The sequence below is a fragment of the Vibrio sp. Vb1980 genome (assembly GCF_033338615.1).
GTDB lineage: Bacteria > Pseudomonadota > Gammaproteobacteria > Enterobacterales > Vibrionaceae > Vibrio > Vibrio alginolyticus.
Map to the genome: position 1 here is coordinate 125737 of NZ_JAWOSZ010000009.1, position 13074 is coordinate 138810.

Annotated in this window: 12 protein-coding genes; 10 read left to right on the forward strand and 2 right to left on the reverse strand. The window is 44.3% G+C overall.

The window, feature by feature from the left end; translation table 11 throughout:
- Positions 1 to 121 precede the first annotated feature (121 nt).
- The gene (locus R7F64_RS15090; protein WP_225491960.1) at positions 122 to 670 is read left to right on the forward strand and encodes a DUF882 domain-containing protein; all 549 of its coding nucleotides are present in this window, start codon (positions 122 to 124) and stop codon (positions 668 to 670) included.
- Between the two features lie 129 nt (positions 671 to 799).
- Positions 800 to 1456 (forward strand): MBL fold metallo-hydrolase, encoded by a 657-nt coding sequence (locus R7F64_RS15095; protein ID WP_062730526.1) that lies wholly within the window; start codon positions 800 to 802, stop codon positions 1454 to 1456.
- 18 nt (positions 1457 to 1474) lie between these two features.
- Here R7F64_RS15095 and R7F64_RS15100 read toward each other — a convergent pair whose 3' ends face one another.
- Entirely contained in the window at positions 1475 to 2140 is a 666-nt protein-coding gene (locus R7F64_RS15100) for a DUF2982 domain-containing protein (RefSeq protein ID WP_225491959.1), read from the reverse strand.
- A gap of 273 nt (positions 2141 to 2413) precedes the next feature.
- On the opposite strand from R7F64_RS15100, the gene R7F64_RS15105 reads away from it, so the two are divergent.
- The 6 genes from R7F64_RS15105 to R7F64_RS15130 all read left to right on the forward strand — a co-directional run bounded on the left by R7F64_RS15105 (position 2414) and on the right by R7F64_RS15130 (position 8416).
- A complete protein-coding gene (locus R7F64_RS15105) occupies positions 2414 to 2818 on the forward strand; it encodes a hypothetical protein (RefSeq protein WP_005376863.1) in 405 nt (134 codons plus the stop codon).
- Between the two features lie 414 nt (positions 2819 to 3232).
- The gene (locus R7F64_RS15110) at positions 3233 to 4324 is read left to right on the forward strand and encodes a TRAP transporter substrate-binding protein (RefSeq protein ID WP_318071867.1); all 1092 of its coding nucleotides are present in this window, start codon (positions 3233 to 3235) and stop codon (positions 4322 to 4324) included.
- A 115-nt stretch (positions 4325 to 4439) separates the two neighbouring features.
- Positions 4440 to 4979, forward strand: a complete 540-nt coding sequence (locus tag R7F64_RS15115) for a TRAP transporter small permease subunit (RefSeq protein ID WP_005376869.1) — start codon at positions 4440 to 4442, stop codon at positions 4977 to 4979.
- A 12-nt stretch (positions 4980 to 4991) separates the two neighbouring features.
- On the forward strand, positions 4992 to 6278 hold the full coding sequence (locus tag R7F64_RS15120; RefSeq protein WP_005376871.1) for a TRAP transporter large permease: 1287 nt from the start codon (positions 4992 to 4994) through the stop codon (positions 6276 to 6278).
- Positions 6279 to 6429: 151 nt separating this feature from the next.
- Positions 6430 to 7785, forward strand: a complete 1356-nt coding sequence (locus tag R7F64_RS15125) for a cache domain-containing protein (RefSeq protein WP_005376873.1) — start codon at positions 6430 to 6432, stop codon at positions 7783 to 7785.
- A complete protein-coding gene (locus R7F64_RS15130; protein ID WP_017636110.1) occupies positions 7778 to 8416 on the forward strand; it encodes a response regulator in 639 nt (212 codons plus the stop codon). Before R7F64_RS15125 ends, R7F64_RS15130 begins: the two co-directional genes overlap by 8 nt.
- 40 nt (positions 8417 to 8456) lie before the next feature.
- Here R7F64_RS15130 and R7F64_RS15135 read toward each other — a convergent pair whose 3' ends face one another.
- On the reverse strand, positions 8457 to 8933 hold the full coding sequence (locus R7F64_RS15135; protein ID WP_005376877.1) for a MarR family winged helix-turn-helix transcriptional regulator: 477 nt from the start codon (positions 8931 to 8933) through the stop codon (positions 8457 to 8459).
- A 387-nt stretch (positions 8934 to 9320) separates the two neighbouring features.
- Between R7F64_RS15135 and R7F64_RS15140 the strand changes: the two genes are divergently transcribed.
- Both R7F64_RS15140 and R7F64_RS15145 read left to right on the forward strand, forming a co-directional pair.
- Entirely contained in the window at positions 9321 to 10892 is a 1572-nt protein-coding gene (locus R7F64_RS15140) for a BCCT family transporter (protein ID WP_005376879.1), read from the forward strand.
- A 230-nt stretch (positions 10893 to 11122) separates the two neighbouring features.
- A complete protein-coding gene (locus R7F64_RS15145) occupies positions 11123 to 13006 on the forward strand; it encodes a methyl-accepting chemotaxis protein (protein WP_005376880.1) in 1884 nt (627 codons plus the stop codon).
- The last annotated feature ends 68 nt before the right edge of the window (positions 13007 to 13074 follow it).

Genomic DNA, 13074 nt, shown 5'->3' on the forward strand with positions numbered 1-13074 from the left:
AATAATTAAGCAATAATTACTGCATCTGAAAATCAAGATGGAGTGTTTTATGCATTTGACGTGACAAATGTGTTTGGTTAATGTCCACGACTTGTCTAGTTGTTGAGCACTGTATTTTGAAATGGTAAGTCGTAACTTTTCCCGCCGAGATTTCCTTAAAATGACCGCTGGTGGTGTGGTGTTGGCGTCTGCCCTGCCATCATTTTCTTGGGCTTCACTCCCTGACGAGCCACGTGCGCTGGCGATGAACAACCTTAATACTGGAGAGATCCTCGAAACATGCTATTTCGATGGAAAACGATACATTAATGATGAACTGCAAAGGCTGAATGAGTTTTGTCGAGACCATCGACGAAATGAGGTTCATCCGATGGATCGACGCTTGTTCGATCAAATAAGCCAAATTCAAAAGTTAATTGGTACAGAAGCAGAGGTGATCGTCATTTCAGGTTACCGTTCTCCTGCCACTAATGCCTCGCTGCGCAACGGGTCTTCTCGTGTAGCGAAAAAGAGCATGCACATGGAAGGAAAGGCCATTGATTTCCGTTTAGGCGGCGTGAAGCTTTCAACGGTTCGTGATGCTGCATTAAGCCTAAAAGCCGGTGGCGTGGGTTATTATCCAGGTAGTAACTTTGTTCATATCGATACGGGTGCTGTTCGTTCCTGGTAGTGCCAGTTGAGACAAGGTTTCTAGTCTCAGAACGTCGTCGATTACCCACAGTTCAAAGCTTGAAGTCGCTAGGCCTTAGTGTCATAGTTGCGGCAGTTTTCACGCAAATTTATTCGGTATAGGTTATCTATGGCTCTGAAATACCAAGTTGTTCCAGTAACATCTTTCTCTCAAAACTGTTCTATTGTCTGGTGTGACGAAACCATGAAAGGCATTGTGGTTGACCCAGGCGGCGATGAAAAGCAGCTCGCTATGCTTATCAAAGAGCTGGGTGTTGACGTGGTAAACCTAGTGCTCACACACGGTCACTTGGACCACGTAGGTGGTACAGAACCGCTGTCTGCAATGCTTGGTGGTACAGAGATTGTTGGCCCTCACAAGGCAGATAACTTCTGGTTGCAAGGTTTGGAAGGTCAGAGCCAAATGTTTGGTTTCCCGCTGACAGAAGCGTTTGAACCGCACCAATGGCTAAATGAGGGTGACACTGTCACTTTTGGTAATCAAGTGCTGAACGTATTCCACACACCTGGTCATACACCTGGTCACGTTGTGCTTTACAGCGAAGAAGCGCGTTTAGCGTTTGTGGGTGACGTTTTGTTTAACGGTAGCATTGGTCGAACTGACTTCCCACAAGGCGATTTCAATACGTTGATTAGCTCTATCAAAGAGAAATTGTGGCCTTTAGGCAATGATGTCACGTTTGTCCCTGGTCATGGCCCTCAATCGACTTTCGGTCACGAGCGTAAAACTAACCCGTTCGTTGCTGACGAGATGCCGCTTTACTAAAAGTGCGTGTACTAAGCATTATTCTGGCTCGGCGGCAGCTAAGTATCGCCGAGTCAGTCCCACAAAATCCTCAGCCTCACGATCTAGATCACTTGCTGATATAAATAGATCGTAGCCGTGGAAACCTCTCTGATACTTCATCCGGTTGGCGAGCATCGCTAACAAACCTTTGTACTCAATCCCATCTCTGTTTATATACGGTTTAGGGTCAAGCACCATATCCTCAAACTTATCTTCACACTGATTTTGTTTCGCGCCTAAGTAAAGCAGTGCTCGCTGGCTGAGGAGAATTTCTGTCGCTATACGAGGGCAGATTGAATTTAAGTAGGGTGAGTAGTGTTTTAGACGAATACCGATCCAAGGTAGCGGTTGGTGCCACCCTTCCTGTTGGTAGCTACAAATACCGATTGACTCAATATTTCGCCATCGGACGACCCAACCTCCTTTAAAAAGGTGTTGCTGAAAGTGAGAAGCTGTCAGCGTAAAAGTGACTTGGCTTTTCTTAATCATCAAGATGGCGAAACCAACGATTGCAGACATCAAAATGACCGACAACATGGCTTGCTTCCATCCCGGAGAAATGGCAACCAAAAACAAAGTGATGAGTGCAACGAGCAACAAAAGTATTCTGTTGATAGGGGAGTCGGGTTTGAAATGTGAATTTGTTAGATGCAGCGTTTCCATGCTTATAACCTCATCGAATACTTGTCCAAAAATAAGTGGGTAGCTTTATGTGCATTGATTTGCATTTAAAATAAAACAAACCTCTGTTTTTATACCCAGTATTCAATAAATCCGTTCATAAAATATCTGATTAAATAGTAGACGTTCTATGCTTTGAGCGCATTTTTCATCGCGTTTCGCCGCTAAAACCTACAAATTGCTTGTGAATTTTGGTATAAAACGCGCTTCAAATTTTCATCCCTGCTGAGATGCAGTGAACTGGAGAAATATTCAATGAGACTTGCTCATAAGCGTAAAGTGCAGATGAAACTGCAAAAACGCATTAAAGCGACAGTAGCAAACTTAGCTGCAGCACCTAAAGCAGTGAAGCCTGTTGCGGAAAAAGCAGTAGCACCTTCTGTTGCTGAAAAAGCTGTTGCGGAGAAAGTAGTAGCTGATAAAAAAGTAGCTGCAGTGAAAACAGTTGATGTTGCCCTTACTCCTAAGCAACAACAAGTATTAGACATCGTTATGGCGAATGCTGAAGGTATTAACCCTAAAGGCATCGGTCTAGCTGCAGGTCAAGAAGATACTAAAGCGGCATCATGGGCTACTGGCGCACTAAAGAAGCTTCTTGAAGAAAACCTAGTTCAAAAAGAGCAGTTAGCAGGTAACAAAGTTATCTACAAAGCAGTTTAATTACCGCTACCGTTCTAGATTGAATACCTCGGCCGATGCCGAGGTATTTTTTTATCTTGGTATTGGAAATAATGCATTAAGTACTGACTTTAACACTGCCAATAAGTGGTTTGTCACATTTTCTTAAATACTATGTAAATTTTTTGGCAGAAAAATACGTACGTATTCTCTTTTATTTTTATTCATAGATAAAAATATAATTTATTGATTTTGCTATTAACAGTCTTTTGTCATGACGGTTGTCCTACGTACTTGTACGTAATACCTTAGGCTAATGCCTTATTGATGAATTACTCGCTTCCGTGTTCATGCCCATTTCGCATTAGACAACATTGTTACATCTTTTATACCGAATACAGCCAATCCTAATGAAATGGATGACAACAATAACCTTGGTGATAAAGGACGTGAACGATGAGTCTAATCCAAAAATCTTTAAAACGAGTGCTCAAAACAACCGCTGTCGCTGCCGCGATGGCACTTGCAGCGACTTCTGTAAACGCTGCTGAAAAAGTCTATCGTTTAAAGCTTGCTGAAACTTGGGGGCCTAATTTCCCAATTTTTGGTGATACCACAAAAAACATGGCCAAAATGGCGGAAGAGATGTCCAACGGACGTTTGCAAATCCGCATTGATTCCGCAAACAAGCATAAAGCGCCTTTTGGGGTGTTTGATATGGTTAAGTCGGGTCAGTATGACATGGGTCACTCAGCGTCTTATTACTGGAAGGGTAAGGTTCCAAACACACTTTACTTCACTTCTATGCCCTTCGGTATGCTGCCAACTGAGCAGTATGCATGGTTTTACTACGGCGGTGGTATGGAGCTGATGGAAAAAGTGTACTCTCCACATAACTTGATGTCTTTCCCTGGCGGTAATACCGATACTCAGATGGGCGGGTGGTTCCAAAAAGAGATTAAGTCCGTCGAGGACTTACAGGGTTTGAAAATGCGTATCCCAGGGTTTGCTGGTGAGATTTTGGCTGAGTTAGGTGCCAAGCCAACGAATATCGCCCCTGGTGAGCTATATACTTCTCTAGAGCGTCGCACAATTGATGCCTTGGAATGGGTTGGTCCATCGCTGGATCTACGTATGGGCTTCCACAAAATCGCGCCTTACTACTACACAGGTTGGCATGAGCCAGCGACTGAGCTTCAGTTCCTCGTTAACAAGCGCACCTGGAACCGTCTACCTGATGATCTAAAAGCGATTTTGCAAGTAGCCATGAAAACGGCCGCTTACGATATGTACACGCAATCGAAACACGAAAGCGGCAAAAACTGGGCATCTATTAAGTCTGAATACCCAAATGTTGAAGTAAAAGATTTCCCACCTGCAGTCGTAGCTGCGTTGCGAGAAGCAAACGATCGTTTGTTGAAAGAGCATGCAGGAAAAGATGCTTTGGCGAAAGAGATTCAAGAGTCGCAAGCGAACTATATGAATCAAGTTCGACCATGGTCAGATATTTCGCACCGAGCGTACTTAAACAGTCAAGCTCAACAATAACGTTATGAAGCAGGCGACGCTGAGAGGTTTAGCCTGCTATCGAAGCCCAAGAAAACTTCATAATGAATGCTCCGCACCATAGCGGAGCGCATCTAAACGTTCCACGGAGTTCGGAATGAGAAGTCTTATTTATATTGAGCGATTATTTAACCGCTTTAGCGATTTTCTCGGATGGTTATCCAGCATCCTGTTTATTTTGTTGTTAGCAAACGTTGTTTACGACGTTGTCATGCGTTACGTGTTTAATGATGTGTCTATCGCATTCCAAGAAATGGAATGGCATTTATTCTCTGCCGTATTCTTGCTTGGTGTGCCTTACGCAATTAAGTCCGGTGGCCATGTTCGCGTCGACATTTTTTATGAACGCTTATCTTACAAAGCACAATCCATCATCGACATCATAGGCACACTATTTTTCTTATTCCCTTTTTGCCTACTTGTAGCTTGGTTTGGTATTGATTTCGCCAAGGAAAGTTACGCGTTAGGCGAGACGTCTGGTGACCCAGGTGGCTTACCATATCGTTGGATTATCAAAGCGATGATTCCGCTGTCATTTTTCTTTATGGCGGTGAGTGGTATTGGATTGTTACTTCATTCAATCAACAAAATTGTCAACCCTCATCTCATCTATGCCGGTAATAACGGTAAGTCGTAAAAGGAAGTCATTATGATCGGTATAGTGATGTTTTTTGTTGCGCTCTTTGCGCTTCTATTGGGATTTCCCGTTGCCTTTACTTTTGGTGGTATCGCGCTGATTTTTGGTGTTTGGGCTGAAGGCATCGAGATGTTTGCTTTTATGCCATATCGAATTCAGTCCATTATGGAAAATACGGTGCTAATGGCCGTACCGCTGTTCGTTTTTATGGGGCTAGTGCTACAGAAAACGAAGCTTGCTGAACAGCTACTAGAATCAATGGGGCGTTTGTTCGGTGGCGTTCGCGGTGGTATCGCTATTTCTACCGTGTTAGTTGGCGCATTGCTTGCCGCTTCAACGGGTGTGGTAGGCGCATCAGTTGTTGCGATGGGCTTAATATCTCTTCCTGTGATGCTCAAGTACAATTACGACAAAGGTTTAGCGTGTGGGACTATTTGTGCGTCTGGCACGTTGGGCCAAATTATCCCACCTTCTATCGTGTTGATCTTGTTGGGTGATGTACTTGGCGTACCGGTAGGGGACCTATTTCAAGCTGCGATCTGGCCCGGTATTACACTTGTTGGCGCCTATGTGATCTACATTCTCATCTACGCGAAGTTGAACCCTCAAGCCGCACAGGCGATAGAGCGCGATGAGTCGATCAGTCGTAAACAAGAAGTGCTCACCGCACTGAAAGCTGTATTGCCACCGTTAGCATTGATCATCGTGGTATTGGGCTCCATCTTTGCAGGGATTGCAACACCAACAGAGTCAGCGGCACTGGGCGGTGCAGGTGCGATAATTTTATCGCTATTGTATAAACAGTTTAGTTGGTCGATGATTTATGATGCATCAAAAGAGACAGTGAAAGTAACCGCAATGGTCTTTGCGATCTTACTTGGTGCGACCGCCTTCTCAATGGCATTTACCTACACTGGTGGTGATTATTTAGTTGAAGAGTGGATGTTAGAACTGCCGGGTGAAAAGTGGGGATTCCTTATTATTACCATGGTGGTGATTCTGATTTTAGGTTTCTTTATCGACTTCGTTGAAATCTGTTTTATCATCGTGCCAATTATTGCGCCAGTCGCTGAATTGATGGGTATTAATATGACGTGGTTTGCGATTCTTATTGCGATGAACTTGCAGACGTCGTTCCTCACACCGCCATTTGGCTTTAGTTTGTTCTATCTAAAAGGTGTCGCTCCAGCAGGGGTTACTACGCGTGATATCTACAAAGGTGTGATGCCATTTATCGCGATTCAGATTGTTGTGTTGGCGTCTTTGCTGTTTTTCCCAGGTTTTTACGGTATGAGTTAATCACTCGATAATAAAGAGATTTTGTGAACTGAGAGTTTTTACCTTTTGAGACAAGTTGTTAAGCTGTTAATTATGTCTATGCAGACACAATCGATTCGTTTGTACTGCTAAGATAGTAAGCTGTAAAGGCAGCGTTTCATGGAGGGAAGGGATGCCTCTCAAAGCAAAGTTAATTCTGCTGACACTGATACCCGTGGTATTGGTGTCAGCGAGTATCAGCTGGATCTCTATCTATCAAACCAAGACCCTTGGCAAAAGGGAGGTGGAGATCTTTCATCAAAACCTGATCCAATCAAAAGAAGCGGCGCTGAAAGATACGGTCGACGTCGCTTTTGACTCCATTTCTTACATCTACAACGATCCGACTTTAGAAGAGAGTGTTGCCAAAACGCGTGTGAAAGCGATTTTAAATCGTTTGAGTTATGGGTCGGACGGCTATTTTTTTGCTTATGATAAATATGGTACCAACCTTGTACACCCAGTTCTTCCGGAGCTTGTCGGGGAAAACTTACTCTATCTTGAAGACGAAAATGGCGATCGCTTAATCGAAGCTTTATTGTATCAAGCGCAATCAGGTGGAGGCTTTCATCAGTACCTATGGCAAAAGCCATCTACGGGTGAAGTCGTCCCTAAGCTTAGTTACGCTGCATGGCTCGATAAGTGGGAATGGATGATAGGTACTGGGCTGTATATTGAGGATGTAAGCCGAGAAGTCGCCAATATGCGCGCGGCAGTGAACAAAAATATCGAAACGACATTTTTCTCAGTCGTCGTGATCTTAGCGGTGACCGTTGCTGTAATCATTGTTCTCACTTTGGCGATCAATCTGCACGAGCATCGCCTCGCTGATAAGAACCTGAAAGAATTGGCACATAAAACCGTGATGTTCCAAGAAGATGAGAAAAAGCATTTAGCGCGAGAACTGCATGATGGAATCAATCAGTTGTTAGTCTCCAGTAAATGTCATTTAGACTTAATGAGTCATAGACTGGAAGACGAAAAACTCAAATCCCACTTAGATAAATCACAACGATCGCTCGTCACCGCGATAAATGAGGTGCGGCATATTTCTCATCAGCTCCGTCCAAGCGCCCTCGATGATATCGGTTTAGAAGCAGCACTGACGACCTTGCTACAGGATTTTCATTCCCATTCCGGGATTGATATCGAGAGCAATTTCGATACTCAGCAGCACAAACTGACTTCGGAAGTCGCAACGACGCTATATCGCGTCGCTCAGGAGTCTTTGAATAACATTGAAAAACATGCGCGAGCGAAAAAAGTAACGGTTACTTTGCAAAAAATGGGCAATATGCTGCAATTACTCATACGTGACGATGGGGTTGGATTTGTGGTTAACCATGCAGTGCACCAACAAGGGATTGGGTTAAGGAACATGCAAGAGCGTGTAGAGTTCATCGGTGGTGAATTTGAGCTAATGAGTGAGCTTGGCTTGGGAACAGAGATTACTGTGCTGCTTAATTTGGATGAAATAGTTTATGGATAAACCGATTAGTGTAGTGATTGTCGATGATCATCAAGTGGTATTGGATGGCTTCATGGCTCGTTTGGAGTTAGAGTCTGACATCGAAGTGGTGGGTACAGCAAGTAATGGCTTGGAAGCGATAGAGGTCGCAAAACACTTGCAACCGGACGTCATATTGATGGATATCAGCATGCCAATAATGAACGGTATTGAAGCGACTGGTGTAATTAAAGAAGCTCGCCCAGAGAGCAAAATACTTATGTTGACCATGCACGATAATCGCGAGTACATCATGAAGGTCATGCAAGCTGGTGCCGTAGGATATATGCTCAAGGAAATCTCGGCCGAGAAAATGGTGCAAGCAATAAAAACGGTGAACCAAGGCTCGACGTATTTCTGTGAATCCGTCACACAAACACTCTTTACCCAAGAAGTGGTGCCTGCCACGCAAAAAACGAATCCTCTCAGCCGCAGGGAAGAAGCGGTACTTAAATTAGTTGCTCAAGGAAACAGCAGCAAAAAAATCGCCACTTTACTCAATATTAGTTATCGAACGGTAGAGACGCATCGCCATAACATTAAGCACAAGTTGGACTTACATTCGACGGCAGAGTTAGCAAAATATGCGTTTGAAACTGGCTTGACTGAGTAGGAGAGTAGTGCCCGCAAAAAGCGAGCACGTGGGAGCGAAACTAATCGGCTTTGGTAATGCTACCAAGCTCTAGCATTGGAGCAACATCGATGTCCTCTGCATTCATCATCGTCGAGATGCGTTGAACGGAAGATAGTAGAAGGGATTGCTCCCATTCTTCCAATTTTTGGAATCGATTAATGAAGTGCTCTTGCAGCGGCGTTGGTGCTTGTTTTAAGGCTTCTTGGCCCTTGCTCGTAAGTACAGCATGCACTTTACGCTTGTCTTGAACACTGCGCTGACGCTCAACAAACTGGCCTCGTTCTAGTCTATCTAGAATGGTCGTTGCGGTCGCTTGGCTCATGTTAGTGTGGCTAGACAACTGTTTAATCGTCACGTTATCTAAGTCATTGATAGCGCGCATCAAAATCAACTGTGGAGCAGTCAATCCAGACTCTTTGCTCAGCTTTTTAGAATGTAAATCAATAGCGCGGATGATCTGACGAATCGAGACCAATACTTCTTCGTACTTTTCCAATTTATTCATCCAGTCTGTAGGGAACATTTATCGAGGCGACACTAACTTAAATGCGCCCTTATTTAAAGGGGGGAAATCAAAAATTACCCCTACAATTTTACGCCGTGTCCTCAATACCATTTTGTCGCGCCTTTTCGACAAAATAAGAAGAGCTAAAATTATTATAGCAATAAATGTTTGTGGTCTAACTATTGTAGTAGTGATTTGTTCTATCAAAGGCCGTAACCACACAGTGAAAAGTAAGTTATTGGATTTTTTAATAGCAAAAAGATAGACAAAAACGTGTCAAATGATAGGATCTTGCGCCTTCACGGAATGCAAAACGTATCGTGTTCGAAAGATTTTTTTGTTTGGTACGTAAAAACACTACAAAAATAGAGAGGAACGATGACAAAGGGTATAGATAAGTACAGTATCGATAGTACCGACTATACGGTAGGTCAGGACAACGTTCAAAAATGGGGTTTTGATGTTCATAACCCAGTTTTTGGTATTAGTGCAGGTTTAATTGCGCTGTTTCTTGTCGCTGCATTAGTTCTAGATGCACATACCGCAAAGACGGCACTTGATGGGCTGAAGTGGAAAATTATTGGTTCATTCGATTGGTTGTTCATTATTGCAGGTAACATTTTCGTTATTTTCTGTTTGGCGCTTATCGTCTCACCAATGGGTAAGATTCGACTAGGTGGTAAAGACGCTGTTGCCGATTACTCGTTTATGTCATGGCTTGCAATGCTATTTGCAGCTGGTATGGGTATCGGTTTAATGTTCTGGAGTGTTGCAGAACCTGTCGCTTACTTCACCGGTTGGTATGAAACGCCACTTGGTGTTGAGGCAAATACACCAGAAGCCGCGAGATTGGCACTGGGTGCAACGATGTTCCACTGGGGCCTTCACCCATGGGCAATTTACGGTGTTGTAGCACTTTCTTTAGCATTCTTTGCCTACAACAAAGGTTTACCGCTATCTATGCGTTCGATCTTCTACCCACTTCTGGGTGATCGTGCATGGGGTTGGGCTGGCCACATTGTGGACATTCTGGCTGTGCTTGCGACTTTATTTGGTCTTGCTACATCCCTAGGTCTAGGTGCGCAGCAAGCAGCAAGTGGGATTCATCACGTATTTGGTGTTGAGCCAGGCCTAGGTCTGCAAATCGTCGTTATTACCGTGGTGACTTTACTTGCTGTTGTTTCAGTCGTACGCGGCATCGATGGTGGTGTTAAAGTCATTAGTAACATCAACATGGTTGTGGCGTTCTTGCTACTTCTCCTTGTTGGTCTTATCGGTTGGGCGGCGAGCCTAGGTTCGATTCCAACCACACTTATGGCATATGTAGAGAATATCATCCCACTAAGTAACCCGTTTGGTCGTACGGACGAAGCTTGGTTCCAAGGCTGGACAGTGTTCTACTGGGCTTGGTGGATTTCATGGTCGCCATTCGTAGGCATGTTCATCGCGCGTGTTTCTCGTGGTCGTACCGTTCGCGAGTTCATCACAGCAGTTCTACTGGTTCCAACTGCGGTTACCGTTGTTTGGATGTCTGTATTTGGTGGCCTGGCGATCGAGCAAGTTGTTGATAAAGTAGGTGAGCTGGGCACAAATGGCTTGACTGACGTATCACTTGCTATGTTCCAAATGTTTGATGTTCTTCCATTTGGTAGCATGCTTTCTATCATCGCTGTTGTGTTGGTACTTGTGTTCTTCATTACGTCTTCTGACTCTGGTTCACTTGTTATCGACAGTATCACGGCAGGTGGTAAAGTCGATGCACCTGTACTTCAACGTGTCTTCTGGGCATTCATGGAAGGTGCAATTGCGGTTGCTCTGCTATGGATTGGTGGCTCCGAGGCGGTTCAAGCTCTTCAGGCTGGTGCCATTTCTACAGCACTGCCATTTACCTTCATTCTGCTTGCAATGTGTGTGAGCTTATTGATGGGTATGCGAACTGAGCGTCAGTAATTCGGCATTTTATAAAACCGTTTGACTAACAATTAATCAAAAGGCCAGCAATTTGCTGGCTTTTTTGTGCGGTTTTTATGACGCTCGAGACAAAAAAATGACACATGAAAGTTCATATTTTACAAAGAGTTAATGTGCTATTTTGTTTTTTAAAAATTAGTGAATAGTCGTAAAAAAGTGTGTAATATTCATGCACCTTAACTGTTCTCCCAACTCAAAAAACTATAAATATGAAATTATCATTAAAACAAAAGCTTATAGGCGCAAGCCTTTCTGCTGTTGTTGTGATGGCAACAGCACTTACTTGGTTGTCGGCTGGTCAATTATTTGATCAGACTCGTTCAGGTGTCTATTCACGTGCGCAAAGTCTTAGTACTACTGCGTCAGAGGGAATTTCTGATTGGGTCAATATCCGTAAAGATATTGCCACTGCGTTCAACGACTACTCGACCGAGCAAGACGTTGTTCCTTTCCTACAACAAGCTCGCAAGGCTGGTGGCTTCGATGACATCTTCCTTGGTACACCAAACGGTGATATGTACCGCTCTCATCCGGAGCGTAACCGTGCTGATTATGACCCTCGCACACGTCCTTGGTACAAGGATGCTGATGCCGCGGGTAAGCAAATCATCACAGCCGCATATCAAGACGCAATCACGAATGCACTACTTGTGACCATTGCTGAGCCAGTAATGAAAAATGGTCAGTTTGTTGGTGTTGTTGGTGCGGACGTACTGATCGATCAGCTTATCAGCGATGTGATTAACTTAGATGCAGGTGAAAACGCGCATGCGATGCTAATCGACATGAATGAAGGCACCTTCTTAGCGCATCCAGATAAAAGCTTGACGCTTAAGCCTATCACCAGTGTTCTAAAAGATTTTTCAGAAGAGGCAATTGAGCGCGCCGCCGATGAAGGTCGTATCGAAGATACGGTAATCAAAGGAAAAGAGAAGCTTTACTACTTCAATAAAGTTCCTGGTACGCATTGGATGTTTGCGATTGAAATGGATCGCGCAACAGAAGAAGCAGGTCATGCGGTATTGCTACGAGATCTATTGTTTACTGCTGTGGCGATCACGATTGTGGTTATTCTTGCAGTTTCTTGGCTAGTTGGTTTCTTGTTCCGTGACTTGAACCGCGTATCAAATGCACTGGAAGAAATTGCATCTGGCGAAGGTGACTTAACGCAACGCCTAGAACCACGCAGTGATGATGAAGTAGGTAAACTGGCGGAAAACTTCAACCGTTTTGTTGGCAACATGCACACAATGGTTACTAAGCTTAGCCACGTATCTTCTGCGCTTTCAGAGCAAGCTCGCACGACAGCACAGCAAGCTGAGGAGCGTAGTCAGCGTATCTCTTACCAGCAAGATGAAATCAACATGGTGGCGACGGCTGTGAACGAAATGGCAGCAGCGACACAAGAAATTGCAGGTAATGCTGATAGCACGGCAAGTAATTCAGAAGAAGCGGTTCAAGCTTGTTCACATGGTTCAAGCCAAGTAACTCAAACGCAAGGCTCTATTCAGAACTTAGCGCAAGAAGTTCAAGTTGCTACTGATGTGATTCAAGAGCTAGAAGCACACGGAAATAGCATCAATACGATTCTATCAACGATTCAAGGCATTGCAGAGCAAACGAACCTACTTGCACTGAACGCGGCGATCGAAGCGGCACGTGCAGGTGAGCAAGGCCGTGGTTTTGCTGTGGTTGCAGATGAAGTCCGCGTATTGAGCCAACGTACTCATGCTTCAACGCAAGAGATTCAAGAAACTATCGAGATGCTACAAGGCACAACAGCCAAGGCGGTCGGTATTATGGGTGACAGTCGTCGTCTAGCTGATACCAGTGTTGATGATGCCAATGCGGCTGCAGCGAGCTTGACGCAAATCCACACTGCTGTTGAGCGTATCAGTGATATGGCAACGCAGATTGCTTCAGCAGCAGAAGAGCAAGCATCGGTAACCACTGAGATCACTCGTAACACTGAAGGTATTCGTGATGTGTCTAACGAGCTGTCAGTCGAAGCTCATCAAGCAGCAGAACAAGCTGCTCACCTGTCTGAGCTATCACACGAACTTGAACAAGAGATTCAACGCTTTAAGCTGTAATCTTGTCTCAACCTAAGTAAAAAAGGAGCCATCTGGCTCCTTTTTTGATCGCTATTAAGTGTGAAGTA

Coding starts and splice junctions, on each gene's coding strand:
- R7F64_RS15090 (WP_225491960.1), top strand. CDS start 122: ATGGTAAGTCGTAACTTTTCCCGCCGAGATTTCCTTAAAATGACCGCT.
- R7F64_RS15095 (WP_062730526.1), top strand. CDS start 800: ATGGCTCTGAAATACCAAGTTGTTCCAGTAACATCTTTCTCTCAAAAC.
- R7F64_RS15100 (WP_225491959.1), bottom strand. CDS start 2,140: ATGGAAACGCTGCATCTAACAAATTCACATTTCAAACCCGACTCCCCT.
- R7F64_RS15105 (WP_005376863.1), top strand. CDS start 2,414: ATGAGACTTGCTCATAAGCGTAAAGTGCAGATGAAACTGCAAAAACGC.
- R7F64_RS15110 (WP_318071867.1), top strand. CDS start 3,233: ATGAGTCTAATCCAAAAATCTTTAAAACGAGTGCTCAAAACAACCGCT.
- R7F64_RS15115 (WP_005376869.1), top strand. CDS start 4,440: ATGAGAAGTCTTATTTATATTGAGCGATTATTTAACCGCTTTAGCGAT.
- R7F64_RS15120 (WP_005376871.1), top strand. CDS start 4,992: ATGATCGGTATAGTGATGTTTTTTGTTGCGCTCTTTGCGCTTCTATTG.
- R7F64_RS15125 (WP_005376873.1), top strand. CDS start 6,430: ATGCCTCTCAAAGCAAAGTTAATTCTGCTGACACTGATACCCGTGGTA.
- R7F64_RS15130 (WP_017636110.1), top strand. CDS start 7,778: ATGGATAAACCGATTAGTGTAGTGATTGTCGATGATCATCAAGTGGTA.
- R7F64_RS15140 (WP_005376879.1), top strand. CDS start 9,321: ATGACAAAGGGTATAGATAAGTACAGTATCGATAGTACCGACTATACG.
- R7F64_RS15145 (WP_005376880.1), top strand. CDS start 11,123: ATGAAATTATCATTAAAACAAAAGCTTATAGGCGCAAGCCTTTCTGCT.